Origin of the sequence: Leptospira ognonensis (assembly GCF_004770745.1) — a bacterium.
Classification (GTDB): domain Bacteria; phylum Spirochaetota; class Leptospiria; order Leptospirales; family Leptospiraceae; genus Leptospira_A; species Leptospira_A ognonensis.
Genome location: NZ_RQGD01000045.1, coordinates 58760 through 85247, shown reverse-complemented (window position 1 = coordinate 85247; position 26488 = coordinate 58760). Strand labels below are relative to the sequence as shown.

At 40.8% G+C, this 26488-nt stretch carries 25 protein-coding genes; 7 read left to right on the top strand and 18 right to left on the bottom strand.

What is annotated here, in order from left to right; translation table 11 throughout:
• Positions 1-31 precede the first annotated feature (31 nt).
• The 13 genes from rsmI to EHQ58_RS15885 form a co-directional block, all read right to left on the bottom strand.
• Complete coding sequence (rsmI, locus tag EHQ58_RS15945; protein ID WP_135624905.1) at positions 32-721, bottom strand: 16S rRNA (cytidine(1402)-2'-O)-methyltransferase; 690 nt, start codon at positions 719-721, stop codon at positions 32-34.
• A gap of 4 nt (positions 722-725) precedes the next feature.
• On the bottom strand, positions 726-1544 hold the full coding sequence (locus EHQ58_RS15940) for an HAD family hydrolase (protein WP_246047398.1): 819 nt from the start codon (positions 1542-1544) through the stop codon (positions 726-728).
• Positions 1545-1548: 4 nt separating this feature from the next.
• Positions 1549-2334, bottom strand: coding sequence for a M23 family metallopeptidase (locus tag EHQ58_RS15935; RefSeq protein ID WP_135624904.1), 786 nt, complete (start codon positions 2332-2334; stop codon positions 1549-1551).
• Positions 2335-2567: 233 nt separating this feature from the next.
• On the bottom strand, positions 2568-3824 hold the full coding sequence (locus EHQ58_RS15930) for a sterol desaturase family protein (protein WP_135624903.1): 1257 nt from the start codon (positions 3822-3824) through the stop codon (positions 2568-2570).
• Between the two features lie 17 nt (positions 3825-3841).
• Complete coding sequence (rsmA, locus tag EHQ58_RS15925; RefSeq protein ID WP_135624902.1) at positions 3842-4711, bottom strand: 16S rRNA (adenine(1518)-N(6)/adenine(1519)-N(6))-dimethyltransferase RsmA; 870 nt, start codon at positions 4709-4711, stop codon at positions 3842-3844.
• The gene (locus EHQ58_RS15920; protein WP_167883660.1) at positions 4659-6350 is read right to left on the bottom strand and encodes a ComEC/Rec2 family competence protein; all 1692 of its coding nucleotides are present in this window, start codon (positions 6348-6350) and stop codon (positions 4659-4661) included. Before EHQ58_RS15920 ends, rsmA begins: the two co-directional genes overlap by 53 nt.
• A 247-nt stretch (positions 6351-6597) precedes the next feature.
• Positions 6598-7572 (bottom strand): tryptophan--tRNA ligase, encoded by a 975-nt coding sequence (gene trpS, locus EHQ58_RS15915; RefSeq protein WP_135624900.1) that lies wholly within the window; start codon positions 7570-7572, stop codon positions 6598-6600.
• Positions 7573-7579: 7 nt separating this feature from the next.
• On the bottom strand, positions 7580-9514 hold the full coding sequence (locus EHQ58_RS15910) for a hypothetical protein (protein ID WP_135624899.1): 1935 nt from the start codon (positions 9512-9514) through the stop codon (positions 7580-7582).
• 3 nt (positions 9515-9517) lie between these two features.
• A complete protein-coding gene (locus EHQ58_RS15905) occupies positions 9518-10039 on the bottom strand; it encodes a LolA family protein (protein ID WP_246047397.1) in 522 nt (173 codons plus the stop codon).
• An 87-nt stretch (positions 10040-10126) separates the two neighbouring features.
• Complete coding sequence (locus EHQ58_RS15900) at positions 10127-11086, bottom strand: electron transfer flavoprotein subunit alpha/FixB family protein (protein WP_135624898.1); 960 nt, start codon at positions 11084-11086, stop codon at positions 10127-10129.
• Positions 11087-11096: 10 nt separating this feature from the next.
• Positions 11097-11858: an electron transfer flavoprotein subunit beta/FixA family protein gene (locus EHQ58_RS15895; protein WP_135624897.1), complete on the bottom strand. Its 762-nt coding sequence runs from the start codon at positions 11856-11858 to the stop codon at positions 11097-11099.
• Between the two features lie 66 nt (positions 11859-11924).
• On the bottom strand, positions 11925-12224 hold the full coding sequence (locus tag EHQ58_RS15890) for a hypothetical protein (protein ID WP_135624896.1): 300 nt from the start codon (positions 12222-12224) through the stop codon (positions 11925-11927).
• Positions 12225-12266: 42 nt separating this feature from the next.
• Positions 12267-13094: a hypothetical protein gene (locus EHQ58_RS15885; protein ID WP_135624895.1), complete on the bottom strand. Its 828-nt coding sequence runs from the start codon at positions 13092-13094 to the stop codon at positions 12267-12269.
• 34 nt (positions 13095-13128) lie between these two features.
• Between EHQ58_RS15885 and EHQ58_RS15880 the strand changes: the two genes are divergently transcribed.
• Positions 13129-14469, top strand: a complete 1341-nt coding sequence (locus EHQ58_RS15880; protein WP_135624894.1) for an adenylate/guanylate cyclase domain-containing protein — start codon at positions 13129-13131, stop codon at positions 14467-14469.
• Here the strand turns inward: EHQ58_RS15880 and EHQ58_RS15875 are convergent.
• The gene (locus EHQ58_RS15875; protein ID WP_135624893.1) at positions 14466-15932 is read right to left on the bottom strand and encodes an HD-GYP domain-containing protein; all 1467 of its coding nucleotides are present in this window, start codon (positions 15930-15932) and stop codon (positions 14466-14468) included. The genes EHQ58_RS15880 and EHQ58_RS15875 overlap by 4 nt on opposite strands.
• A gap of 527 nt (positions 15933-16459) precedes the next feature.
• Between EHQ58_RS15875 and EHQ58_RS15870 the strand changes: the two genes are divergently transcribed.
• On the top strand, positions 16460-17641 hold the full coding sequence (locus tag EHQ58_RS15870) for an acyl-CoA dehydrogenase family protein (protein ID WP_135624892.1): 1182 nt from the start codon (positions 16460-16462) through the stop codon (positions 17639-17641).
• Between the two features lies 1 nt (position 17642).
• Here EHQ58_RS15870 and EHQ58_RS15865 read toward each other — a convergent pair whose 3' ends face one another.
• Positions 17643-18515: an LIC_13029 family protein gene (locus EHQ58_RS15865; protein WP_135624891.1), complete on the bottom strand. Its 873-nt coding sequence runs from the start codon at positions 18513-18515 to the stop codon at positions 17643-17645.
• 104 nt (positions 18516-18619) lie between these two features.
• On the opposite strand from EHQ58_RS15865, the gene EHQ58_RS15860 reads away from it, so the two are divergent.
• Together EHQ58_RS15860 and thrB are read left to right on the top strand one after the other, a co-directional pair.
• Complete coding sequence (locus EHQ58_RS15860) at positions 18620-20131, top strand: phytoene desaturase family protein (RefSeq protein WP_135624890.1); 1512 nt, start codon at positions 18620-18622, stop codon at positions 20129-20131.
• A gap of 24 nt (positions 20132-20155) precedes the next feature.
• Positions 20156-21103, top strand: a complete 948-nt coding sequence (thrB, locus tag EHQ58_RS15855; protein WP_135624889.1) for a homoserine kinase — start codon at positions 20156-20158, stop codon at positions 21101-21103.
• Here thrB and EHQ58_RS15850 read toward each other — a convergent pair.
• Positions 21100-21687 carry a hypothetical protein gene (locus EHQ58_RS15850; RefSeq protein ID WP_246047396.1) on the bottom strand — a complete coding sequence of 196 codons (588 nt, stop codon included), beginning with the start codon at positions 21685-21687 and terminating at the stop codon, positions 21100-21102. The genes thrB and EHQ58_RS15850 overlap by 4 nt on opposite strands.
• A gap of 59 nt (positions 21688-21746) precedes the next feature.
• A complete protein-coding gene (locus EHQ58_RS15845; RefSeq protein WP_135624887.1) occupies positions 21747-22091 on the bottom strand; it encodes a hypothetical protein in 345 nt (114 codons plus the stop codon).
• A 170-nt stretch (positions 22092-22261) separates the two neighbouring features.
• Between EHQ58_RS15845 and EHQ58_RS15840 the strand changes: the two genes are divergently transcribed.
• The 3 genes from EHQ58_RS15840 to EHQ58_RS15830 all read left to right on the top strand — a co-directional run bounded on the left by EHQ58_RS15840 (position 22262) and on the right by EHQ58_RS15830 (position 25501).
• Positions 22262-23311 (top strand): DsbA family protein, encoded by a 1050-nt coding sequence (locus EHQ58_RS15840; RefSeq protein WP_135624886.1) that lies wholly within the window; start codon positions 22262-22264, stop codon positions 23309-23311.
• Positions 23312-23331: 20 nt separating this feature from the next.
• Positions 23332-24315 (top strand): malate dehydrogenase, encoded by a 984-nt coding sequence (locus tag EHQ58_RS15835; RefSeq protein WP_135624885.1) that lies wholly within the window; start codon positions 23332-23334, stop codon positions 24313-24315.
• Positions 24316-24406: 91 nt separating this feature from the next.
• Positions 24407-25501, top strand: a complete 1095-nt coding sequence (locus EHQ58_RS15830) for a helix-turn-helix domain-containing protein (protein WP_135624884.1) — start codon at positions 24407-24409, stop codon at positions 25499-25501.
• 50 nt (positions 25502-25551) lie between these two features.
• Here the strand turns inward: EHQ58_RS15830 and EHQ58_RS15825 are convergent, their stop codons facing one another.
• Positions 25552-26457, bottom strand: coding sequence for a YHYH protein (locus EHQ58_RS15825; RefSeq protein WP_135624883.1), 906 nt, complete (start codon positions 26455-26457; stop codon positions 25552-25554).
• Positions 26458-26488 lie beyond the last annotated feature (31 nt).

Here is a 26488-nt window from a genome sequence, read left to right as displayed (position 1 = left end):
AATTCCAATATAACAGAGGGAAGTCAAGAAACTAACGATGCGTCTTAGAATTTTTCTCTTCGATCACGAATACAGGCATGGCTTTCGCATTGGACTGCACGGACTGAAACAATTCTTTTGCAGCACCTCGATAACTTTTTTCAAATTTTAGGGAGATATCGAGATTTAAAAAAATACGTCGATTGGCAGGAACGACTTTCGCCAATGATTCTAACATATGTTTGGTCCTGTATGGCGTTTCATAAAAAACAAGGGTGTGTCCTAGGTTTAAATACGTTTTTAAGTCCCTTTCTCTCTCTCTTTGGTCCTTGGGAAAAAATCCAACGAACGTAAAGGGCGAAGATTGAAAGCCAGAGGCAGCAAGCGCAGCCATAGCCGCTGTCGGCCCAGGTGCGGAATGTACGCTCATGCCAAAATCCCACGCCTTGGGAACGAGTTTTCGAGCTGGATCTTCGATCCCAGGGCTCCCGGAATCGGAAATGATGCAAGTAAGGGGTATCTGAAGCATTCGTAGGAGAATTTCTTCTATCTCACTTTCTGTAGAATGCTCATTTATAATTTCAAAGTCTCTTTGGATGCCTAGTTTTTTGAGCAAAGTGGAGGTAGTGCGCCTTTCCTCACCTAACACTAAATCTGCTTTTTCTAATAATTCTTTGGTCCTGGGAGGTAGATCCCTGTCGTCACCGAGGGAATTTGATACTAAATAGAGTGTGGGAGTCATATGATTAAACGTGATTCATAAAAGGCTGAATTAAAATTCCTTCTTTTCGGCAGGCATCTACAAATTCAGGATTGCCCTTGTCCATGGCAACTGCTTTTCGTTTGGCAGAGCATAACATAGGAAAGTCGTTAAACGAATCCCCAAAGGCTAGGTCAGGCAAATTTCCTATCCGAGAAAGTATGGCAGCAACCTTGCCCTTGCCGTAGGTATAGGGTTCGATGATTACTGGAAGGGTTTTGCCCTCGGGTGAAAAAGCCTGTCTCATTCCGATCACTTGAGATTCCGGAATGGCAAAATGATCCGAAATCGCAGCAATTCCTAGCTCGGGCGAGGCAGTCACAATATATACAATCCAATCTTTTTTGTTTAGAAATGTAATGAGATCAAGTAGCTCGGGTTGTGGGAAGACTGCTTCCTCAGTTCTATGTCCACTTACCTTGGCCCAATTGGCTCTGCTAAAGTCATAGAACTCTTCTTTTGTCATTCCCTGGAAGAGAAAACTCGTCCATCTGTAACCTGCTTCGATTCCAAATTCTTTTAAAAAGTAGGTATACTCTTCCCAGATTAGAGCTGCCTTCTCTTCGGTGGGGTGGCTTCTATGATCTTTCCAATAAGAATGGTTTCTAAAATAAGGACTGAGATCGTTGGGGAGGTTGACCATGCCATCGTTGACAACAGCTTCCATTAACTTTTCGCCAAAATCATTATAGATGAGAGTGTTATCGAAATCAAAGCAAGCGATTCCAGGGGCACTGGAAATGATTTGTGTTAGGTTCCCATGTATCTCGGGAACCCAACGTCTCAAGGGAAAAGGATCAGTCACTCTTCTAGTGTGCGAAACTCACCATGCTCGTAGCAACACCTTCTTCAAAGGGTGTGAGAAAGTTTTCTGGATTCAGATACACATTATGATAACGAACTTCGAAGTGCACATGCGGACCTGTGGATTTTCCTGTATTTCCAGAATACGCGATGATCTGCCCTTTCTTTACGATATCTCCCGCTTTCACGAGTAACTGGCTATTATGTCCGTAAACCGTATGAAAATGATTCAAATCATGGTGGTAGATTTTGATCGTATTTCCGTAATCACCACTCCGACCAGAAATCTCAACGACACCATCTGCAGCCGCAAGAACGATCGATTCTTTTGGGATCGCAATATCGACTCCCGTATGGAGCGTATTCCAACGGCGTCCGATGCGAGAAGAAATCCGAGACCGGTTGTTTGGGAGAACAGGCCAAATGAATTGGTCGATTTGCGAATCAACGGCTTCGCGATAAAATCCGGATTCCTGGAGTTTCGCAGAATACGCATTGCCATAAGCGATGAAGACTGGTCGGTTCAGTTTCTTTTTTTCTTTCTCAGTAATCGCATTCAAGGAATGCACTTCCTCTAAATCAGCTCCAAACTCCTGAACCTTGGCTTCTAAGGACTTCTTTTCGAAGCGGAAATCTACCCACATGCCCCATTTGTCTCCATATCTCTGGAAGACTTGGTTGTCTAAAAACACTGGCTCGTTTTTTTTCTTTTGGTAGGAAGCAAATGCAGAGAAGGAGACTACCAGAAGGATGGCTCCCAAAATACTGAACAAGGATCTTTTTCGTTTCATCTTTTTCGCCCTCACATTTTATTGTGCACTGCCAAAATCTCACGCCAAGGATTTCGGTCAAGGAAAAGGAACCGAAAAAAAGCGTCAAAAAAGGCACTCATGAGACATAGTAAAGACATCCCTGCGCGTATGGCGAGCCAAATCGAAAGGGAACGGGGAAGTTTGCCTTAACGGGAGTTAAGCATAGGAAGCGTGCGCAGCCGATGGAGCCGCGCACTGAGGAGAATTAGGAGTTAATAGGAGGGACTTGCATTCCGAGAGGGCAGATTTGCCTGCCGTTTGTAGAAATGAAATCCTGCCATCATCAGAAAGGTGATGCCAATCCCGTAAGAGGTCCAACCGAGACCAAAATAGCCAAGGAGAAGGAAACCAAAGATCAGTCGGGTAATCTCTGCGGTGGTCGCCCAAGACTTCCCCTCAATCATCGCATTGACCGAGACGAGCGAAAGGGTCACCCAGACTGCAAATAAAGTCTGAGAGAGAAGCGTAAATTTGGCCACGAAGAGTAGAAAGGCAAAAGAAAGGAGTAAGATTCCGACAAACCAGGCTGTCGTGTACGAGCGAACCTCCGCACTTGGCTTTGGATCGTACTTCACGAAGGACTCCGGTTTCACTTCCGGGATGGGGAGGTATCTTGCAGGCTCATTTCCATTGGGCGGGACCCAACCAGGTCGCTTGATAAAAACCAGCAGTTTGTTGAGGAGGCCTTTCGTTGCAGCTGCCTGCTGAATCAATTCCCAATAGTAATGAACATTGGCGTAAACTGGATTGAAACTACGAAGGGGTTTCACCGTTCCATAGACACATGGCTCCGTTTCTTCTTGGAAGGTTCCAAAAAGTCGGTCCCAGATGATAAAGATGCCGCCGTGATTTCTATCTATGTAGATCGGATTGATGGCGTGGTGGGCACGGTGGTGAGACGGGGTGGAGAGTAAAAATTCCCCAACCTTTCCAATCTTGCCTACAGCCTTTGTATGAACCCAAAACTGGTAAATGAGATTGATCTGGCCACTGCCCAAGTACATCCAAGGGTGAAAACCAACAAGAGCCAAGGGCACATAGAAAATCCAAGACACGAGACCACCAAGACCGGTCTGTCTGAGTGCCACTACAAGATTGTATTCTTCGCTGTGGTGGTGGATGACATGTCCTGCCCAAAGGAAATTGACTTCGTGGGCAAGGCGGTGCGACCAGTAATAGCAGAAGTCCTGGCCTACAATGCATAAAACCCAAGCCCAAGGATTGTTTAAGGCAAATTCGAAAATGCGGAAGTGTTCATAGATATAGAAATAGGCAAATAGTCCGATCCCTTTCTGAAAGAGTCCCCAGAGCTGGGATAAAATCCCGGTGCTTAGGTCGGCAATGGAATCATTCAGCCGGTAAAAACTTCTGTTTTTCCAGGCACCAATCGCAACTTCGATGCCAATGAGAACGAAAAAACCAGGTATGGCATACGTTACAAAAGGAGGGGGAGTAAAGTTAGCAAACATAAGAATCTCTTATGACATCAATTTGACAAGGAGTCAAGTAATTCCTGACCCAGATTCAGAAATTGTTTCCGGTTCAATTCTTCCGGTCTCGTTTTTGGCGAGATGCCTGCTGCTTCCATGGAGCGTGAGACTGCTGCTTGAAAGATAGGGTCCTGCGAGAAAGGGGATTCCCGTAGGCTAACTTGCATTTGCTTTCGTTTCCCCCAAAAAAAGCTTCGGAGCATTCGGGACCAAACAGCCAATTCGTTCTTGTTTTTAAAAATGCGATCTTTTGAGGCGTGCGGCAAGAGGAGGATCAAACTGGAATCTATCTTGGGAGCTGGATAAAAGCACTTTTTGTTTACATGTTTGAGAAGTGTGGTTTTACCGATTGCTTCGAGAAAAACAGATAGGGAGGATATCTCACCCGTAAGCCTTTCGGCAAATTCTTTTTGCACCATGAACAAGCCGCCTTTCCAATCGGAAAAATCTGTAGAAATTGTAGTGATGATTTCAGTTGTTAGGTGGTAAGGCAAGTTTCCAAATACAAAGATTGGTATATTGGAAATTTGATTTAAATTTTCGAGCGCGTCTCCAGGATAGAGTTTTCCATTTATGAAGTTTTTGAGATAGGAGTCTTTTGCCAACTGGATGTATGCATGATCGATTTCAAATAAATGTGTAATCAAACCCATTTCCAAGATAGGATACGTAAGAGTTCCAAGGCCTATACCGATTTCTGCAATCTCCATCGGTTCAGAAAAAATGATAGGCTTTGCTTTTTCGATGATGAATTTTACAATGTTTTGATCGACGAGAAAATTTTGACCAAACTTCTTCTGCGCATTCAGTCCGTTAGTGGAAAGAAAGCTTTGAATTTCGGTTGGTGTTGTGTACCTGTCCTGCAAGAAGTTCCTCTACGCTCATAATTTTCCAGTCGTAGGAAATCCCAAGTAGTTTTTGGTATTTTTTCCAATCCTCTGGTTTTTCTTTTGACCAAACCGGAAAATCCAATACCAAATAGTTTGCGGAACTGATGTGATATTTTCCTTGTACAGATTCAATTTCCTTTAATTTGTTCATAAGCTGGAAGATATTCCGTTTGTTTCCATCATATCTAATGAGTGCGGACATGGACTCGCCTTGATTAAAAAAAACGGGAAGGACTGCACCAGGTTTTACAGTAAAAAAATGAACTTCTTTTCCATTTCTTCGTTCAATGTTGGATCGAAGCTGCAAAGCAAGTTTTTTACAATTGGCGTGTTCTATGTAGATTGTATCAATCTTTGCTAAAGATAATTCAGAGTCCACTTTCTTAAAAAAGGACTCCGCATAACAATTTCCAAGAAAATAGAATGTATTCTCGAAACGCAAAAAAGAATTTCCTTTATGGAACCAAGCCTGGAATTTTGGACCCAAATCGTTTTGGCAGTTGAAATACCATATCCCAAAAGGTTGAAAGCCAAAGAATAATAGGAAAAGAAAAATAGAGTATAACCGATTCATTGGTAATTCTTTTCCAAGAATCCTTCTCTTCTCTTTTAAGTTCTGGAAAAAGAAATGTTTAAGGTAGGAACAGAAAAACGCGAAAAAGATAAGGAGGAAGTAAACTACGATGGGTACAGGAATTTCCTGCCATTGAAAAAAAAAAGAAATCGAATTGGTTAGACTTTTGAGTAACTTCATGAAGAGACCGAGGACGTAGTCGGTAAAGATCCAAAGATAGGAGACAATGGGACCTCCAAACAACCATTCAAAAGATAAGTTTAAATACAAAAGAGGAAGTAGAAGGGAGGCAAAAGGAACAACTGCTAGGTTGATCCAAAAGCTGCCGAAGGAAAACGCGTGAAAATAATAGACAAGGATAGGGAAAGTTGCATATGTGCAGGCGAGCGATAATGTCAGATTGTCTTTAATAAGGCGATTCTGGTTTGGGAAAAAATAGATATCGAGGGCTGGTTTCAGGTAAAATATACCGAAGACGGCGCTGAAAGAGAGTAAAAAACCTACGCTCAAAAAATCAGAGGGTAAGAAGATGGCGATAGTCGCCGAGGCATAGGAGAGCGTGTCGGCTGGCTGAGTTTTTTTATGGGCTAGGATTCCGAGCAAACTATAAACGGCAAAACAATAGGCACGTAAAAAGGAAACAGGAAAGCCAAGCAGAAACAAATATAAAAATCCCAAGAGCAAAGCGATAAAATAAGGAAGAGCCCTTTGGAAAAAGAATATTTTTTTGAAGATAAAGAGAGCGAATCCGATGAAAATTCCTAGGTGGAGGCCAGATGCTGCGAATAGATGGAGGATTCCTCCTTCACGCGCTCTGATCTTAATTTCGTCTGGCAGATACCGACTGGAACCCAGAACCAAACCTTTCGTGATGGCTTGCGACTGAGTGGTCAATCCTGAGCGCAAAAGTAGTTCACTGATCTGGTTGCTGAAGGCAATAGAAGAAATTGTGTCACGATTGGAATAGCGCTTCTCAACTTTCTCGAGTTTGTTTAGATTCAAAATATGAAAAAGTATCGCACCCAAGAAAAAAAGTTTCAAGAGGTTAGCAACGTTCTTGGATAGAAAAGAAAAAATACCAACAATCATTAGTAAGGCGAGAGAATCTATTATGATGGAGACCGCGTTTTGACCTTTGAAATTCAATTTGGAAAACGTTGCGGCAAAACAGATACCGAGGGAGAGAATCCCTCCATGGGAAACAGGAAAAATCCTCGGTAGTTTTCCCTTCCGCATAGTAAGGAAGGGTAGGTTTTCGTGTTATTTTTCGTTAGAAAATGATAGGATGTTAAAAATCAGAAGAATAGATACCAATAGCAGCACGAATTTCTTTGATTTTGCCGAATGCAACAGATCGGGCTTTATCTCTACCGGTTTTTAAGGAAGATTGGACGTAACCTAAATCAGCACTCAATTCTTCCCTTTTTTTCCGATAGGGAGCAAATCTGTCTAGAATGGCTTCTAAAAGAGATTTTTTTAGATCCCCATAGCCAACACCGCCTTTCCTAAATCTATCACGTAGCGTCTGTTTGCCTGTTTCGTCCAAAAATAAAGAATGGATTTGAAATATGATGGAATCATCAGGATCTTTTGGCTCTTCGATGCCCTTTGAATCACTTACGATGGACATTACCGACTTTTTGATCTCTTTCTCAGAAGCAAAAAGGTCAATTGTGTTTTTATATGATTTCGACATTTTTGCACCATCAACACCAGGTACGGTAGCAGTATGCTCATCAATATCGGGTTCGGGTATCACAAGTAAGTCTCCAAACTGGGCATTGAAACGTTCTGCAATATCACGGGCAAATTCCAAATGTTGTTTTTGGTCTTTCCCCACGGGAACTCGATCCGCCGAAAAAAGCAAAATATCTGCCGCCATGAGTATTGGATATGTAAACAATCCTGCACCCGGGCTAAAACCTTTGGCGACCTTATCCTTAAACGAATGTGCAAGTTCAAGTTTGGATACTGTGATCACTTGAGAGAGATACCATGTAAGTTCTGTTACCTCAGGAATATCACTCTGCATCCAAAAAATAGATTTTTCTGGGTCCACTCCGAGTGCGAGTAGATCGAGCGCCGCTGACATTGTATTCTCTTCCAATTCTTTTTTCGATGAGAAGGTAGTTAAAGCATGCAAATTAGCAACAAATAGGAATAATTCCTCTTTGTGTTGGTATTCTAAAATTTTACGGATCGCTGAAAAATAATTTCCTAAGTGGAGTTTTCCTGAGGGTTGCACACCCGTTAGTATTCTCATGAAAAATTTATTCCCCAAGATCGCCAGGTTCATCATCGGGAACGGCAAGCGCTAACCCTGAACCATCAGTATTGAAAGTGGAATATGTAAGTCTTTCATACTCTTTATGTAAATTGATGAGCTCTTGTTCAATCTTTCTGTGAGCCGTCAGTTTTTGAGATGTTTGTGGATCTTTGAAGATGACTGCATAATTATAAAGATATTTCGTAAATTGTAAAAAAACTTCTTCAACGCTAAGTCCATTGATTCTTTCTTTTGATACCACTGCTTTGTCGAAATGAGTCAAAAAACGTTGCTGCAGTTTGATCTCTTCAATGACCTTTTCTTTGGTCACAAGCATTTTATCAGAACCCTTTCCTTTCGATTCAGAACTTTTTGCCATCAAATGACTTTCAATCAACATATTTAGCTTATTTGCAAACGATCCAAAAAACTCTGCAGATTCTGTTAGTGCACCTAAGATATTATTGATGATTTGGTCTGTTGTTCCCTTATTGAAATCACTATTGTACTGCTGGAAAGTGTATTGAAAACTGGGAAATTTCTTATTAAAATTTTCAATGGTTCGCACAAGATTGTTCATTGTTTCAATTTCCGATCGGAACAAGCCTGGTTGCACAATGAGCAAATCTTGGTTTTGATTTTTGTCACCTAATTTGACATAGCCTTCTATCATGTTAATATAAACTGTTTGAAGGTCACGGAGGAGGAGATGCAGCAATCTATGGGGCATAGATTTATAAGTGTTTTTAATCGATTGGCTCTTGGCTGCATCCGGTAAATGTTTGATCACATAATCATCAACAACCGCGTTCAGAAATTCAAAACTGATTTTTCCTTTATCATCAATGCTGAAATAACGTGTACGAAGATTCTGGAGTTCTTCTTTTTTAAAGACTCTGGCATTGATATCGTCTGATATCTTGGCAACTGTCACTTCGACTTCTTTTTGAATCTCTCTTGCCGCTTGAAATTTATGCTCTTGAATGGGAGGGACTCTTAAATCGGTAACGATATCGGCCCAAGTATGCATTTTCTTTTTTGAAACAATATAGAAAGCTGTGATAACCTCAGATAGCTTTGGTTTGGTGTTTTCTAGGTTCAATCCAAAATTGATTCCATCGGTGATGACAGATAACCGAGGAATTAATTTTTCATCCATTTTTACAAGTTCTGGTAAGTTGTTTATGATGATTTCTCTTGCATCGTCTCTTTGTAAAAAACGGACATAGAACATTTGCATTTTTAAAGATCGATCCAGGAAAATTTCAGGCGAGATCTTATCTAAGAATAAGGAATCCAATGAGACAAACGCGTTAAAAAATTTATTAAAATTACTAAATACATTATAAACGAGCGGAGTCCAAATCCTCCATCCTTGTTGTTCTGCCATTCGCAGAGTTTGGATGGTGGGAATGATAGTATCTTCTTTTAAGGTTCGGAACAGTCTTTCAGAAGCAGAGGAGATGGTCGGATTTCTCCCAAAAAGTCCAAGATCTAATGCTCCTGTTTCCTTGCCAAATTTTGCAATAGAATTTGCTGGGTTGCCACCGCCGCCACCTCCAAAAAGCCCTGCAAATAAACCACCACCTTGTTTGGCGGCTTCAGGTTTCTTTTTGGCGGAATTTTGCTTTTGTTTGGCGGAATCAACACTTACAAGTTCCGAGGCAGATTTCGATTTCGGCTTTTGTTCTTGTTTCTGTCTATTCTCTTGTTTTTCTCGATGCTCTCTCGCGTTTCGATCTTCTGGTAATGCAGGCTTTGCTGGTTTATTTTTGTTTTGGAAGTCTTCGTCTACTTTTTTAATCAAGTCAATACGGATAAAAACATCATTGGAGCGTAAGATTGCCTCGTCTATCAACTGTTGGTGGTCAGGAGTTCTCGTCTTACGATAGAGATCTGCAAAAACTCGATGGGCTTCTGTTCTCGAAACGGGTGTCATCTTTCACTCCTTTTGGTTAAGAGGATTTTCGACAATTTGTGAATTTGTTGGTGGTTGGAAGTTGAATAGACTTGTTCCCAGACCAATATTAGTTGCGATTCCAGAAAATGAAATTTCGGTAACTTCTTCGTCATCTCGTTTCATTTTAATCACTCTTGGTATATCATTATCGGATACAATCAAGATGATTTCATTGATTTTTTTAGTGGAGGAGGTAAGGCGGAAGGTTTTACCACTTACTGTGACATTTTCATAGCCGCTAAGAAGGCCACCAAGTCCCCCGGTACCGCCCTTTAGGTCTTGCTTTCCGGAAAGAGAGGAGTCGGGACTGTAAAACCAGAGTACTTTCCCGTTGGCAGAAATAATGCGTCCGTCATTTAGCCGGACATGCAATTGGTAAGGATTTTTATAGGACAAAACTCCAGTTAGGCCACCATTGATGGTCACCGTTGCTCGAAAGGTATCGAGAGAGTTTAATTTAGAGATGACTGCGTTTAGTTTTTCTTTTCCGTCCTGTGCCAACACTGCATTTGAAGTGATAGACAGGACGAAAGAAAGGAGGAGGATTCTTAAACTTGAGTACACCACTCCAATTCAAATGGAAGGCTCGGATTACCCGAGCACTTTTTTGAATTCTGAGGTCACGGCTGGCACAACCTCGAAAAGATCGGCCACGATTCCGTAAGTTGCCACTTTGAAGATAGGAGCATCACCATCTTTGTTGATGGCAACGATGTATTTTGAGGAGCCCATACCAGCCAAATGCTGGATCGCGCCCGAAATACCACAGGCAATGTAACAATTTGGAGAGACTGTTTTTCCTGTTTGTCCTACTTGGTGGGAGTGGGAAATCCATCCAGCATCTACCGTTGCACGCGAAGCACCAAGAGCAGCGCCAAGAGTGTCTGCGAGATCTTGTAAAAGAGGCCAGTTTTCTGGTCCTTTGATCCCTCGACCACCGGAAACGATGATGGATGCATCTGCCAACTGGACTTTGTTTCCACCTGAAAGATCTTTAGAAATAGATTTAAGTCTGACATCACCTGCGCTAGCAGAGGATTTTTCAACTGCACCAGCACCGTCTTTCGGAGTGACTTCTTGGGAATTCGCTCTTACAGTAAAGATTTGTATGTCCGAAGAAATTTTTAAGTTTGCGTATGCCTTTCCAGAATAAATCGGCTTTTTAGCAACTACCTTGCCGCCATCTACCGAAAGACCAACCGCATCAGCAACGATCCCAGCATTTACTTTGATCGCGACCCGAGCCGAATAGTCTTTTCCTTGAGAAGAATGAGGAATGAGAACCACTGCTGGTTTTTTCTCACTGATGATGGCACTGATACCATTTGCATAACCTTCAGGATTGAACTCTCCTAAGTTTGCTCCAATGATGGAATCCGCACCAACCGCCTTTAAATCAGCTGCATATTTGTCTGCATTGTCAGTGATCACAACTGTATGAACTTTGCCACCCAATGCATCAGCGATCTTGCGTGCCGCGGAAGTAAGTTCTTTTGAGATTTTTTTAAGTTCGCCGTCTTTTAATTCGCTAACTACGAGTACGTCTGCCATGTAATTCTCCTTAGATGACCTTCGCTTCTTCGCGAAGAGCTTTTACGAGTTGAGATGCAAAACCTGATGCGTCTGCCGCTTCTAGTTTTCTTCCAGAAATTCTTGGTGGTGGTGGTTCGATGGAAACCACTTCCAATTTCGAAGGTGTAGCTCCGAGTTCCTCTGGTTTTTTTACATCCACAGGTTTTTTCTTTGCCGACATGATTCCTTTTAAGCTAGGATAACGTGGTTCGTTCAGACCTTTCTGTGCCGTCACGGCAAGAGGAGCAGTCGTTTCTACAACTTCTGTTCCGCCTTCCACTTCGCGAGTGGCAGTTAATTTATTACCGTCAAATTCGAGTTTGAGTGCCATCGCAACGTGAGGGATGTTCAATCTCTCTGCTATTTGGATCACAACTTGCGAACTGTCTGTATCGATGGCTTGACGACCACCAATGACTAAGTCTGCATTTTCTGCTTTGATAAGATTTGCTAATAATTCTGATGTATACGTTGCGTCGAATGTGTTGTAATCATCAACTTTTACATGAACGGCACGATCAACGCCCATTGCATACGCAGTTCTGAGAGCCTCAACGACTCGGTCTGGTCCAAGGGAGACTGCTACAACTTCTCCACCGCTCTTCTCACGAATGCGGATACCTTCTTCGATTGCGAATTCATCATATGGAGATATGATCCATTTCACACCGGACTCATTGATAGATTTGTCTCCGGCTTTGATGCTGGTTTCCGTATCTGGAACCTGTTTTACAAGTACAAAAATTTTCATTCCTTACCCCGATTTCGTGGATTGCCTATTACCAGAAAAAGTGTGCTGTTCACCCTGGGAAGTCTTTTATTCTCTCCAGAATGTATATTTGGTCCAATTGTACGACCAAAGGATCCAAAAGATGACGACTACGACATTGGCGTCCGTTTTCAAATAGAGACTGAGGCCAAGGGTTAGGGGAAGTAACAAAAACAGCAGAAAGGAAGCGAAGTGAACCAGATGTGGAACGGAGTTCCAGTTTTGCAGGCTTGTTCTGAGAAGGAGGAGATTCCCTTGCGTAAGTACCGGCTCTTTTTTGCCTAAAATCAGAAATATATAAAGAAGAGAGAAAAAAAATAGAACCAAGTTTACGAGTGCGAAGATCATAAAACTAGATTTTGCAAACGAATACTTGGCGAATAGAAAAATTTAAAGAAAGTAATACACGAGGAAAGGTAAATAACTGAGCTCTAAAATGATTTTTCGTACATCGCTCGGATAAGCATTTAGGAATCTGGGGAGAAAGGCGAGCGTAGAAAAGTAAACTGCATATCCAATTCCGACTTTCTTTTGTACACCATCGAGTGTCGAAACGTATAAGGCAAGTAGCAGACCCAGAACAAGTAGAGAGATTAAAATCAGCTTGGATTTTTTTTGGCCCCAAGCCAAAACGAGAGTCATCTGCTGGTATTTTCTATCCCATTGAAAATCCTCCAAGGAAAGCAAAATCACTTCAACGAGAATGCTTAAGAAGAACATTGTGTAAACTAACACCTCGGTTAAGGTCTGCAAAGGGCGGAAGAAAATAACAGGGTAGGAAACACCCATACAATAGAGTAGAGCGATCAAGATTTCTTTTGGAAATAAAGAGAATGGGAAGAATAGATGCAGGATCAGATATGAGCCTACCAGAAAACCAATGAAGATCCCACCCAGGAGAAATTTTGTATCATTGGTAAGGAGAGCAAGAACCAACGCCAGGCTCAAAGCAAAGATTCCTAGCGGAATCGTATAAGAAACTTTTTTTATAAAGAAGGCACCTCTCCGGGTTTTTGCATCCGATCGTTCTTTTAATGCATCATACGAGCGATCCAAAAGATAAATTCCGAAAACCGATAAAAGAAGAACGAAGGTATCAACTCTGCGAATCTGGTATTGGAATGCAAAAGTGAATGCCGATAGATTGGCAAGCAGGGCCAAGATGACGTCCCCTCCCAGATAAAAGAAAGCTAATAACAAATGATTTTCTTCTTTCATTTCGTAAGCTACATCTTATAAAAGTCCGATTCCTATGCAATTCATTGATAAATTAAAATCCGTTTACTTATTTGATCAGGCGATGCCTGCAAATACAAGAAAGCTATTGAAAGAAGAGGAAATGCATGGTGCTTTAATGGCCAATCGATTTCGCTATATCGCCGGCATCGCTTTTTTAATGTCTGCCATCGCCAATCTATCAAATACATTTTCCATCTTTGGGTTTCTTACAAATTTCGGGGCCCTTTTTGCTTATTTCACAAATACCCTCATCCACGGACGCATCTTGAAGTCTGATCACGCAAAATGGAAATTAAAATATGAATATATTAGTATATTTATAGATAACACTTTAATCGCTATTACAATTTTGAATTGGTATCTAATCGTAGGAAAAGGGAACCCTAATTTTCTAATCAAAAATACGCTGATTTTTTATTTTCTAATCCCTCTAGCCTTCACACTCATCCAATTTCGGATCTCACTTGTTCTCAATACACTTATCTATTTTCTTTTTTATTACTTTTTGTTTTTCTTTTACGCGCAATTCAAAGGTGGAACTACTGGCCTCGATTGGTATGAGTACGTGCTCGGCGAAGAGGTCATTTTTGCTGATGCATTAGTCACAAAGCCGGTGTTATTTTCTTTTGTTTCTTTATCCGTAGCTTATGGAATTTATCGCTCTTACGTAATGCTCATCCGCATAGGTAAAGCGGAAGCACAAAAAACATCTCTTGCTAGATACTTCTCACCAGACTTAGTAGAGGAGATTACCTCAAAACCAGATTCGATCCAAACGGGGCGACGTCAGAAGGTAACGGTTCTATTTTCGGATATACGGGACTTTACCCATTTCTCAGAGGAGATGGACACCTCTGCTTTATCCGAGTTTTTAACAGACTATCGCAGAAGAATGACTAAAGCCGTTTTTGATCAATCAGGGACTCTCGATAAATTTGTAGGAGATGCCGTGATGGCAACATTTGGCACCCCTACACCTTCGGAAGAAGCAGGGCACGACTCTAAGAATGCCGTAGCTTCCGCAAAACAAATGTTTGTTGAGCTTGGAAAGTTTAATGAGGAAAGAAGGTTAAGAGGAGAAACAGAGATACGAATCGGTATCGGAATTCATTCGGGAGATGTATTTGCAGGAAATATAGGGACCGAAGATAGAATGGAATACACGGTTATCGGTGATACCGTAAATACAGCTTCAAGAATTGAATCGGCTTGCAAAACTTTAAATGCGATATTACTTATCTCTTCAGATGTCTGGAAAGAAATTGGCGAACCTCATGATTTTACAAAGACAAATGAAGTTAGATTAGCAGGTAAAGAAAAATCTGTGGAATTGTATTCCTGGACTCCTTCTTAAACGGCAGACTTGCTGAGTTTGTATACAGTATCAAATAGCGGTGCATTGAGATCTCTATCAATGATGTAAATGACACGGGTCGAGCCAGCTGCATGAGAGGCCAAATCAATGATGGCCTTTCTTCGATCCATACGAATTTGTGTTAGGTCAAAATCTGCAATTCTATATTTATTCGCCTTCTTGAATATCGGTTTGATGGTACAAAGCCTTTGCAATTTTGGACGGGTTTGGTATCTATCCACTTCGATCACCTGGCAGATGTCGAAGTGTACTTGTTTTTCGGAATCCACAGCAGCTGTAATGATAAAATCGCCGGGATTGATGATGTTTTCATTATTGGTTAAGCTAGCACCGACGTAATCCAAAAGATGGCGTATATTTTTGTTACTATAGGAGAAAAAAGAATCATTGACGATCATTTTAAGTGCCGTCGCGGAACTAAACGCAGGTCTCCAACTTTGTGCCGAGGTCAGAGAGGCATATTCACTTGCCAAGGATAGAATGGCAATATCATCCTCTCTGCTCGCGGTCGTAACTTGATTTTCCTGTTGGTGGAGCTGGGTTTCGATGTCTTCGACGATCCTCTCTTTGTTTGCTTCTTTTGTATAAATGTCTCTAACGGACATTAATTTTTGAAACACAACCCTTGGATCTGGAAAGTTGTTGTTCACTCCATTGCCGCGAAATGGTCTATGGTGATTTAAGATCAAAGTCCGAACGTCGGTTGAAATTTCTTGTGCAGGGAGAGTCATCAGATAACTTATGATCGGATGCTGTTGGATGATGGCGTATTCTTCTTTAGAAATTTTTGGATTTTCGGTAATATCAAGTTTCGCGTAACCTACATCAGCAAGATAACTAGCCATCATGATTGCTAAATGCTCTTTCTGGTAAGGCTTTTTGTCCGCATCTGAAACTATTTTTTTGGTTCTAACTTTCATCCCCATGGCAACAATCGTGCGTTTGGTCATGAGCTCAGATTGGAGAGAGACTCCTGCAACTCCTAAGATTTCGAGAATATTAAAAATACCAGATTCGAAATCCGGATTACTCGTAAAATCAGTTAGGATTTCATTGATCGAGTTTTGAACAAAAACCGCTTGTTCTGAAGTGAAAGATTGTTTGCGCAGATCTTCGATGAGGGTCGCAGACTGTTTGGCAAAATGATCGATTTTCTTCTGGTCAAAAAGTTTAACTGGTTCTTTCGCTGATTCGGCTAATTTCGCTGCCGTTTTACCCTTGTTAAGTTCTGATAAAAGAAAATATACACCTTGTAATTCGAATTTGAGTAATTTCCCAAAATCATCGGAAGTTGGATTTTTTTTCTTTGGGATAATGATCTGACCATTTTTGTTATACAGATCAATGGGAATACTATTATTACGCCGAAACGCATTCAGAGTTTCTTCATTTAACTCAAATTTTGCGAGCTTATCCTTTGCAACTTGTTGCAGGTCACTCATGAGATTGCTCCCCAGGCAGGAAACATGGGGCTAGGGAATACCCTAGCGAAATTTCTTGACTTCTAACTAAATCCCTTCGCATATATATGTCACTTAAAGATATCTAAAATTTTTGGGTACGTTCGTAAATAAATTTATAATTTAATATAAACTTAGAAGAAAGGAATTCTATGAGTAATCTTCGTTTTTGTAAAATTGATGAAACATTTGTTACCTCATCCTAGTAGATTACCTAGTATAGGGACTTGTCCGAGGGACGTAAGCAGAATTAGGTATGTTCTTATATTTTTTTAATTTATATTCGAGTATTAAAATATTCTAAAAAAATGTTTTATAAGTTTTTTTATTTAGATTTTTTTTAGCGTAAAGGAAACGGGCATCAACGTCTAAAAAATTTCAGTTTTACGACCCTGTCCTTCAAAAACGATCCAGGTTTGAATTTGTGCACTGAGGAAAAATGTGTACAGGTCTGGCAAATAAGTGCTATTTTTCGTTTACATTTATCGGTCTAGGATCAGTATTTTCGAATGAGCGTTACGAACCTTTCGAAAACATTTGATCTTTTTAATCCGTCCGAATCCCACCTGTCCTTAAGGGAATCAGTATCCACTTTTGCGGAAAAGGAAATGGATGACCAGGCAAAGGAACATGATGAAGCTGAGTCTTTTAATTTTGGCTTATTCAAAAGGCTAGGTTCGGAACTTGGTATTTTCGGAATCACGGTTGCAGAAGAGGATGGTGGCCACGGCCTTGATCCTGTTGCTAGTGTCATCATTCACGAAGAGATGTCTCGGTTTGATCCTGGGTTCACACTCTCTTATCTTGCCCATGAAGTTTTATTTGTGAATAATTTTTATCAGAGCTCGGATAAACGCCAAAGAGATAAATATCTCAGTAAGGTCATTTCAGGTGAGTGGATTGGCGGGATGGGGATGACAGAACCAGGAGCTGGGACAGATGTCCTCGGAATGACTACGACAGCTGTCAAAAAAGGAGATCGCTACATCATCAACGGAACCAAACAATACATTACCAACGGTTCCGTAGGACAGGTTTTTGTACTCTATACAAAACTCGATAAGAACGGAAGGAAGATGACTTCCTTTGTCATCGAATCAGGTTACAAGGGCTTTTCAGTGGGTAAAAAGGAAGAGAAAATGGGCATGCGTTCTTCGCCAACCACACAGTTAGTTTTCGAAGATATGGAAGTTCCAGAGGAAAATTTGTTGGGTAGTGAGAATGGTGCCATTACCCATATGATGAGGAACCTGGAAATCGAGCGTGTCACTCTCGCTGCTCAATCGGTTGGGATTGCTCGGCGTTGTATCGATGTTATGTGTGATTATACCATCCGTCATAGGGAAGCCTTCGGAAAAAAATTAGTGGAGTTCGGACAGATCCAGAGATTGGTCTCAGAATCCTATGCTGACTATTCTGCAGCTCGAGCCCTTGTCTATCAAGTAGCCTCGAGTCTTTCTCCTGAGTCTCGAAATTCTTTGGGTGCCGCCTCGGCAAAGCTAGTTGCCACTCAGATGGCAGAACGAGTTTCTCGAAATGCAATCCAAGTACTTGGCGGTTACGGCTATTGCAGGGAGTATCCTATAGAAAGATTGCATAGAGATTCCATTTTACTTTCTATAGGTGGGGGCACCAACGAGGCTATGCAGAAAAACATTGCCTCTGACTTAAAGAAAATCTGGAGCGAGTGATTTAAGCAACCTGAAGGTCACTCTCCATTTGGTGTGCTACTTTTACGATCCAAGAACTGAAATAATTTCCTATTGATCGTAAGAGTAGTAAGTCATATTCGGGTCTAGTGCTAGCACTCATTCCATGCAAGCTACGGATGGCATTTGTATAATTTCCACGAAAATCAAGTAGCGATGTGCCTGGAGGGAAAAAATTTGCAACAACAACATACTGGTTCTCATCAAACCCATACTCATTCATCCATCCACGTAACAAAGATTCACATGAATATTTTGTAGCAAGTGCATACTGAGCAACGAGTAAGTAAAACATAGATTCTAATGCAAGCCAGGTGATGTCTGGATAGGCACTGGCGATAGCAGAAAGAATTTGCTCACCATTTTCAATGGTTTTTTTTAAGCTGCTGGACTTGCTAAAATAGGCTCCTAACTTATTGAATGCCTTGATGTGACTGATGATCGACTCTACTTCCTTTTTATCTAGGCTCGTTTCTTTTTGTAAAACTTTTTCGATATCTTCTTTTTTCCCATCGGCACAGAGAAATTCAATGAATTGAAAAACAATATCAATTGAAAATCTTGAGTCAATTCCAGCGCTATAGGCAAGTTCTTTATGGTAACATTCGTAAATTCTAAAGATCAAATATTCAATTTTCTCATTCTCTAGCGAAGCTACTGGCTTTAAAAGCTCCTTCATCGCCACGATGAATTCAAATCTTTCCGAATCTAAGTAGCGGTAATTTTGATTTTTAAAGGTTCTGAGAGTGATGTCTTGGTTCAGTCTCAAGGCACCTGCTTGAAATTCGGGCTGGCGTACCAGAGACTTCCAAAGTAAAACTGCGGAATCCACTTTCTTAAGAGATTCTGAAACCATGATATGCTTTCCTAACTAACAAATTGTATCTATTTTCAGCACGTATCTATTTTTTAGTGCCAGTCACTCATTGATTGCATAAGTCGTGCCAGTCTACAGAGAGAATGGAAAAGATTTGGGATTACGTCATTATCGGTTCAGGTATGGGGGGGCTTTCCGCCGGGGCCGTCCTTGCAAAAAATGGCCAATCAGTTCTCGTTCTCGAGCGGGGGTCAAGTCCTGGAGGATGTTGTTCCAGTTTTAAAAAAGGGTATTATGTATTTGAAGCTGGTGCCACCACACTTGTTGGCTTCGAAGAAGGACTCCCCATGTCTCATTTAGAACGCTTACTTGGAATCGAGTTTGCGAAACGAGACTTACCTCTTTCCATGCAAGTGCACATAAACGGAGAAACCATCCAGCGCTATTCAGACCGGAAGCTATGGATAGAAGAGTGCATTCGGGTTTTTGGGACGCCTTTGAGACAAAAAATGTTTTGGAATTTTACCTTCTTTCTCTCTTCTGCCGTTTGGGATATTTCCAAAAGGTATCTCTTATTTCCTTTTCGCAATATAAAAGAAGTCATACTTTCTTTATCATCCGTTAGATGGATTGATCCCATTGCATTTATTTTTTCGTTACTGAGGACAGAACAAGTATTGGCATTATTCGGATTAAAAAACCAGTTATTATTTAAAAAGTTTTTAACGGAACAATTGATGATCACAAACCAATGCGGTGTTAAGGAAGCCCCTTTTTTATCAGCCGCAGCTGGTCTTACTTATCCCAATCTTAAAAACTTTTATGTAGACGGGGGTATGGTCGAACTTCCGAACACTCTCATCCGTTTCATCTGCGAGCATTCTGGAGAATACCAATCAAAAGCAGAAGTGGTATCTTTTGAAAGAGTTCGCAACGTTCATGATACGGAACTCTGGCATGTGAAAACAAAAAATAAAGAATTCTTTTCATTAAATCTCATATCAAACGTTCCCATTTGGAATTTAGCCCAACTTCATAAGGAGAAAGAGGATTCCTTAACAGCTACTTCAAAATCTTTTAACTCGAGTATTTGGGGGGCCTTCACCGCGGGAATCGCTCTGAAGGCAAACATTCCCAAAGAAGAATGTTTACACCACCAATTGCATGTTAATGGACAGAATATACATGGTATCGGGGATTCCGTTTTTGTCTCCCTATCTCACGCTGAGGATGAGGTTCGTTCCAAGGAGGGGGTTCGCATTTTATCTCTTTCTACTCATCTAGCTATGCCAGAAAAGTGGGATCGAAGATCTTCTGACTACCAACAGAAAAAAAAGGAAGTGATGAACTTGTTCATCAGAATCCTTTCCGAAACATTTCCTTGGTTTCGTAGTGAGGATATTGTATTCCTGCATACCGCTACACCTGCTACCTGGTCGACTTGGACAGGGAGGCTGCACGGAAGAGTAGGTGGCATTCCGTCCCAATTTTTTCGCAATCCTTTTCGTTACATTTCTCCGGTGACACAAATCCCAAATTTTTATCTGACGGGGGATACCATCTACCCAGGCCAAGGCGTGCCTGCCGTAGTTCTCGGTGGGATGAATCTCGCAAAACGAATACTTAAGAACAAAGAGAGATTGATTTTAAGATAGGAGGGAAAACCCTGGGCGGAAGCAATGAACCTTCCGAAAATTCGCATCAAAGTACCAGGAACAAGTGCCAACTTGGGACCTGGTTTTGATCTTATGGGGATGGCTCTAAAAATATATAATGAGTTTGATTTCCATTTTCCGAAAGATGCTAAGTTTCATTTCACTCTGAAAAATGGAGAAGAACTTCCTTTTTCTGAAAAGGAAAACCTTGTTCTAGAATCCTATCTATCTTACTTTTCCCATTTTCTTCCAGAAATTTCACCGCCGCAATACCACTGTAAAATGGATCTTTCCTTGCCTTTGAAAGGTGGACTTGGTTCGAGTGCCTCCGCTATTGTTGCAGGCCTCTGTTTGGCGCGTGAAGTACATAAAGCATCAAAATGGAATCTACTCCCAACGGAAAAAGAATTTTTACAATTTTTATCAGAGTGGGAAAGGCATCCAGACAACACTCTACCTGCATACCTTGGAGGATTCGTTTTTGCCTATTCTACACATGGTGAAAAATTAAGATACTTCCGAAAAAAATTTCCTTCCTCTGTTTCGCTTTTTATTCTCACTCCCGAATTTTCGATTTCGACAGAAGAATCTAGAAAGACTCTTCCAAAGCAGTATCCGACAAGCGATGTCATTTTTAATTTATCGCGGTTAGGAGCTTGGATGCATTTTTTGGACAAACGAAAGTTTGGTGATCTTTTGGTGGCGCTTGAAGATAAAATGCATACGCCATACCGTATCATGAACGGTAGCCCCTTGCATAAAATTTCTAATCTTTTGGATTCCGTTCAGCTTGGTCACTGTTTATCTGGATCGGGACCGAGTTTGCTTGTTTTTATAGAACGAAAGAATGTGGCAAAAATTTTACCTAAATTGGAAGAAAAAATCAATTCCCTTATGAATGAGTTGGATCTCTCGTTTCGATTCAGTCGTGTCAAGGCTGACGATCTAGGTACGCAAATCTCCCTTCACTAAGTATCAGCATCCTCTTCTTCTTTTCCGAATCCATACGTATCATCTCTAAATCTTACTTTTCTGTTGATACCTGGTTGGATTTTTCCTATCGTAAAGGTAAATTTCATTCTTTCTTTACCCAAACGATTAAAATAGAAAGAAGAACTCAAAGCGATTTCAATAAAGTTAACCATACGTTCTTTGATAATTTTATCCGAAATTCGGAATTCGGCAGGATGTCCGATGATTTCGTAAGAGTCAAAGGTTTCTTTTGATTCCATTTTCCCATACATTTCCATCCGAGGAGGTTTATAAAAGGTAGGAGCATTTTTTAAAATTGTGATCGTATAATCTTCGCTATCTCTCCCTTTTTTGAATTGAAAGATAAGATGATCTTCTGAAATGGCATTACACCTTGTTGCCAAAAGTCCTGTTTTACATCCTATGGAAAATTGTGCAAATCTGCTCACTTCATCGACGACTAAGTCGTAATGATCACCTGTTTGCACTGGTACGAGTCTATTGGAATCCTTTCTCGAGACAAGAGGGAAGATAAACTGTTGGTAAATGATTCCAAGCAGTCCCAGGACAGACAGAAGTAACACGCCACCCAAAATAAATATAAATCCGTCCTGGATGGCAATCGCTAAGAAAATCAGAAAAACTACCGTTTGACGTCTACTTTATGTTCTTCATCTTTTGGAATCGGTGCACCTGTAACAAGAGATAGAATGTCCTTCACTTCTTTTTCTGAGATAATTTGATTCATTCTTTCTTCGAAGGAAGTAGGAGTTGGTTTTAAAACCAAATCTTCTGGTTTCACTTTTGAAGCTTTCTGCTTCTCTTTCTCTTGTTCCTTGTCTTGTTCTGTTTTACGTGCAGAGTCCACTTTTTCTTTTTCTAGCTGTGGCGATAGCTCACCGTCAATTGCATTTTGCTTTGCTGGTTGAGAGGGTATCATTTGCGGCACGACCCCAGGGGACATACCAGTTAGGGATGTTATATTCATAAACCCAAACCTCCGTTTTCATTCTGAGAGAATTCCCTTTCTCTCCATGTATATCATCGGTTGATCTCAAAATCAAATGAGTAAAATCTGGCATAAAATACGAAAATCTTATTAAATTCCTGATTTTTTTCCGTTTGATCTAGCAATTTAGCACATAAATGCTGGTTTTGATGGAAAATAGTACTCAAAAATGGATCGAACAACCTCTCTCAAAACTCGCAGTTGGAGCAGTTGTTTTACTTGCCGTAGTATCAGGGGTCTCAATCCCTTCGTTTATTTCGGCTCACTTCAAACAAGATGGTGTCTCAATCGCTGGAAAAAAATATGACCTCAGTGACGTTAAAAAAACATCACCGATCGCCTATTCCAAGTTTCAGACAGAATACGCAAGCCTCATCAAAAACACACTTGGTGAATTTGCTCAGGACAAACTGTTTGAAATCGTTGCCGAAGAAAAGAAAATCAAACCTAGCGATGTTTTAAAAGAAGGTTTTGTCGCACGCGAGCCTTCCGAAAAAGAACTGCTCGAAGTTTATAATACGTATAAGGCTCAGTTCAATGGGAAATCTTTTGCGCAAGTGAAAGATCAGATTTCAGGCCTTATGAAAAATCAGCAAGAACAAGAACATAACCAGAAAACGTATAAAGAAATCGTGGGAAAATATCCTGTGGAATTTCTAATTCGTGAGCCTGAAACCGTACGCGTGTCAGTTGAGAGAAAAAATAACCCTTCCATTGGAAAGTCTGGCGCGAAAGTTACAGTCATCGAATTTTCCGATTTTGAATGTCCTTTTTGCAAACGAAGCCAGGATGTAAACCGTAGACTGCGCGAAAAATACAAAGAAGAAGTAGAGTGGGTTTTTAGAGACTTTCCACTTCCATTCCATGAGAATGCTATGTATGCTCATATTGCAGCGAATTGCACGATCCCGCAAGGAAAGTATTGGCAAGCATTTGATGTTCTATTTGAAAATTCCGGCAATCTTTCGCCAGCTAACGTGGATTATCTTGTAACAAAGGCTGGTGTTGACAAAGAAAAATACCAATCGTGTATGAAAGATAAAGCAAAAATCCAAGCAGAAGTACAGGCAGATATCGAAGATGGACAAAAAGTAGGAGTCAATGGAACACCTGCCTTTTTTATCAATGGTATCTTCGTATCGGGTGCACTTCCGTTCGAGAGTTTTGACGAAATCATTCAAAAAGAATTAAATAAATAAAATCAGGAGAAAGTTGAATTATGGGTAATACAGTTAAAGTAGCCGTTACCGGAGCAGCCGGACAGATCGGATATGCATTATTATTTAGGATAGCCTCAGGTCAAATGTTTGGACCCGATACAGCGGTCGAGCTCCAGTTATTGGAACTTGAGCAAGCACTTCCCGCAGCCAAAGGCGTGATCATGGAACTCGACGATTGTGCCTTCCCACTTTTGCAGAAGGTCTCTGTGACTTCTAGTTTAGATGAAGCTTTCAAAGACATCAATTGGGCCCTTTTGGTCGGATCGGTTCCGAGAAAAGCGGGAATGGAACGAGGGGACCTTTTAAAAATCAATGGTGGAATTTTTACCACTCAAGGTAAAGCCATTGAGAAAAATGCAAACAGCGATGTAAGAGTTTTGGTTGTCGGAAATCCGTGCAATACTAACGCTCTCATCGCCATGAACAATGCAAAAGGCATACCAACTGACAGATGGTTTGCGATGACGGGACTAGATGAAAATCGTGCGAAAACACAACTAGCTCAAAAAGCAGGTGTACTCGTAAAAGATGTGTCGAATGTTGCGATTTGGGGAAACCATTCTGCTACTCAGTATCCTGATTTTTTTAACGCAAAAGTGAAAGGGAAACCTGCCACTGATGCGATTTCAGACCATGACTGGTTGAAGGGCGATTTTATTTCCACGGTTCAGAAGCGTGGAGCGGCCATTATCGCAGCCAGAGGAGCTTCTTCTGCGGCATCGGCAGCAAATGCCGTCGTTGATACGGTTCATAATATTGTAACGCCAACGAAAGCTGGAGATTGGTTTAGCGCCGCCTGTCATTCCAATGGAGAGTATGGCGTGGACAAAGGACTTATTTTTGGTTACCCTTTACGATCGGATGGTAAAAAAGTAGAAATCGTTTCTGGGATTGAGATCAATGCTTTTGGAAAAGAGAAGTTTGATATCACACACAAAGAATTGCAAGAAGAGCGCGACGAAGTAAAAGGAATGCTCGGTTAATTCATTTTTTCTCGGGGGGAGTGATCTCCCCGATTTTGACTTTCGGTATATTATTGACATTTAATATTGAGGATTCAAGTCTATTCAAAAGATGTTCGGAAATGCTTTTGACATACCTGTTATCATCTCTCTCCAAATTTTACTTTTTATTTTCTTAACTTTTTCCAAATCAAAGGTTTTCAATTTCGATAAGATTGGGCTGTTCTGGGTATTGCTCATTGGCTTAGCGATCATTCGGCGCATCCTGCATTTAAATGGAAGTTCTGAACCATTAAACTATTTTGTTAAATTTATCTTTTATCCTCTTGGTTACGGTCCATGTTTTTACCTTTATACTAAATACATTACAAATCCGAGAAGGTTCAATTCACGGGATCTGATTCATTTTTTTCCTTTTTTTCTTTGTATATTGTTTCCGTTCGCTCTCGATTACAATCTATCTGCCAATTTGGATTCCGATTCCAAATCTTCGCCTGTGGTTTATTTTTTTGTTTTTGGTTCTTCCTTCTCTCTAATTTCTTATTCTCTTCTAACTCGAAAGCTTCTAAAGCTTTACAATCAGAAACTTCAAGATCATTTTTCCTATCAGACTTTGCGTATGACAGTTTCCTGGCTCAATGGATTTATTTATTCGTATCTCTTCGTTTTGTTACTTCAGTTTATACTTTTTCTATTTCGGGATGCATTGGGAAAGAACAGCGTGTTTCCTCAAAGTCTCACCACACTCTTGTTTATTGGTTATTTTTATTTAGTTGGATATTTTTTATTAAAACAGGGATCCTTATTTAGATCAGAAGAAACGAGAATCATCCAAAAAAAAGAAAAGTATTCAAAATCAGGACTCACTAACAAAAAAATCGAGGAGATACAGAGAAAACTCATCTCATTTATGGAGGAGAGTAAAATCTATTTGAGGAATGATTTAAATATTGAAGATATTGTGAAAGAACTTGAAATCCCAGGATCACATCTCAGCCAGGTCTTGAACCAATCTATGGGTAAAAACTTCTTTTTGTTCGTGAACGAATACCGAGTCAATGAGGTGATCCGTAAACTGAATGACCCCAAATATACAAAACACGGAATCTTCCGAATTGCCTTAGAATCTGGATTTAATTCAAAATCATCCTTTAATGCAATCTTTCGAAAAGTGACGGGAAAAACGCCAAACGAATTTCGGGCTTAGTATCTAGCCTAACACAAGGGAGAGGCTAGATACTAAGACCTTGACTCTAATTAATTGGAAACAGAACCAGTAGTGCCATAAAAATAGGAGCCCATAAGCGTATCAATCGTTGCTGTACTATCATAAGCTAAATGGTAGTGATAGGTCGCGGTAGGGAAGTGAGTGGTTACTGCGGTATGACCATGAAGAGAATCAAGCGTAGGTGTGAAATCATCTGTAGTAGTTGCTGTCCCATTATCACACTTTTTACCATAGATCGCATAACCATCTAATATGATACCAACCAGGTTCGCGTCATTATTTGTGATTTTTGATGCTCCTGCATGGTGGTGGTAGACTCCCGAATTCTGTGGGTGCCCGCCATAATTGTCAAAGGTTAATGCTTCTACTGACAGATTGTCTGGAGGCGCTGCTGCATTATTGAAAATGGCAAGACCGTTCACAGTAATGCCGATGGAGGCAAGCCCACCTTGTGTGCTCACGGTTCCTGTTCCTTTCGTTGCTGTTGCCGGGATGGTATAGACCAATTTTTGACTAGAGACCTTGTTTGTCCCTGCCGCTGTGTTTCCAGAAGGAAGGGTCTCATACAATGGCGAAGTTGAACCATAATAAAAACTCTTCGTATTAGGAACGTTTTGCGATTTGAAGACATAGCTTGTTCCCGATACGTAAGCCGTCGCACATTTAAAGTTATTTTTGATCCAAGAAGGAAGAGCGGTATCCATACAAGTTGTCACGCCAGTGACGCATCCAGAAGTGGAATCAAGTGTAGCAGTGGAAGCCGTGACGGTTGTTCCGGTTGTGGCAGTTGAACCATTGCAGGTGCCGCTTGATGCTGTCAGGCTACTAGAAGCTAGGGCCAGAGCGACCAAAGAGGAATTGTCATCTTTGGAAGATTTTTTACATGTCAATACGATCGTTGAAAGTATAAGCAAGAATACGATTCTTTGGTACATTGTTTTATTCGCAATTCTTCATAAGCGAGAA

Coding starts and splice junctions, on each gene's coding strand:
- EHQ58_RS15900 (WP_135624898.1), bottom strand. CDS start 11,086: ATGGCAGACGTACTCGTAGTTAGCGAATTAAAAGACGGCGAACTTAAA.
- EHQ58_RS15895 (WP_135624897.1), bottom strand. CDS start 11,858: ATGAAAATTTTTGTACTTGTAAAACAGGTTCCAGATACGGAAACCAGC.
- EHQ58_RS15860 (WP_135624890.1), top strand. CDS start 18,620: ATGGAAAAGATTTGGGATTACGTCATTATCGGTTCAGGTATGGGGGGG.
- EHQ58_RS15865 (WP_135624891.1), bottom strand. CDS start 18,515: ATGGTTTCAGAATCTCTTAAGAAAGTGGATTCCGCAGTTTTACTTTGG.
- EHQ58_RS15840 (WP_135624886.1), top strand. CDS start 22,262: ATGGAAAATAGTACTCAAAAATGGATCGAACAACCTCTCTCAAAACTC.
- EHQ58_RS15835 (WP_135624885.1), top strand. CDS start 23,332: ATGGGTAATACAGTTAAAGTAGCCGTTACCGGAGCAGCCGGACAGATC.
- EHQ58_RS15910 (WP_135624899.1), bottom strand. CDS start 9,514: ATGACACCCGTTTCGAGAACAGAAGCCCATCGAGTTTTTGCAGATCTC.
- EHQ58_RS15880 (WP_135624894.1), top strand. CDS start 13,129: ATGCAATTCATTGATAAATTAAAATCCGTTTACTTATTTGATCAGGCG.
- EHQ58_RS15885 (WP_135624895.1), bottom strand. CDS start 13,094: ATGAAAGAAGAAAATCATTTGTTATTAGCTTTCTTTTATCTGGGAGGG.
- EHQ58_RS15830 (WP_135624884.1), top strand. CDS start 24,407: ATGTTCGGAAATGCTTTTGACATACCTGTTATCATCTCTCTCCAAATT.
- EHQ58_RS15870 (WP_135624892.1), top strand. CDS start 16,460: ATGAGCGTTACGAACCTTTCGAAAACATTTGATCTTTTTAATCCGTCC.
- rsmI (WP_135624905.1), bottom strand. CDS start 721: ATGACTCCCACACTCTATTTAGTATCAAATTCCCTCGGTGACGACAGG.
- thrB (WP_135624889.1), top strand. CDS start 20,156: ATGAACCTTCCGAAAATTCGCATCAAAGTACCAGGAACAAGTGCCAAC.
- EHQ58_RS15825 (WP_135624883.1), bottom strand. CDS start 26,457: ATGTACCAAAGAATCGTATTCTTGCTTATACTTTCAACGATCGTATTG.
- EHQ58_RS15845 (WP_135624887.1), bottom strand. CDS start 22,091: ATGAATATAACATCCCTAACTGGTATGTCCCCTGGGGTCGTGCCGCAA.
- EHQ58_RS15930 (WP_135624903.1), bottom strand. CDS start 3,824: ATGTTTGCTAACTTTACTCCCCCTCCTTTTGTAACGTATGCCATACCT.
- EHQ58_RS15935 (WP_135624904.1), bottom strand. CDS start 2,334: ATGAAACGAAAAAGATCCTTGTTCAGTATTTTGGGAGCCATCCTTCTG.
- EHQ58_RS15890 (WP_135624896.1), bottom strand. CDS start 12,224: ATGATCTTCGCACTCGTAAACTTGGTTCTATTTTTTTTCTCTCTTCTT.
- EHQ58_RS15875 (WP_135624893.1), bottom strand. CDS start 15,932: ATGAGTGACCTGCAACAAGTTGCAAAGGATAAGCTCGCAAAATTTGAG.
- trpS (WP_135624900.1), bottom strand. CDS start 7,572: ATGAGAATACTAACGGGTGTGCAACCCTCAGGAAAACTCCACTTAGGA.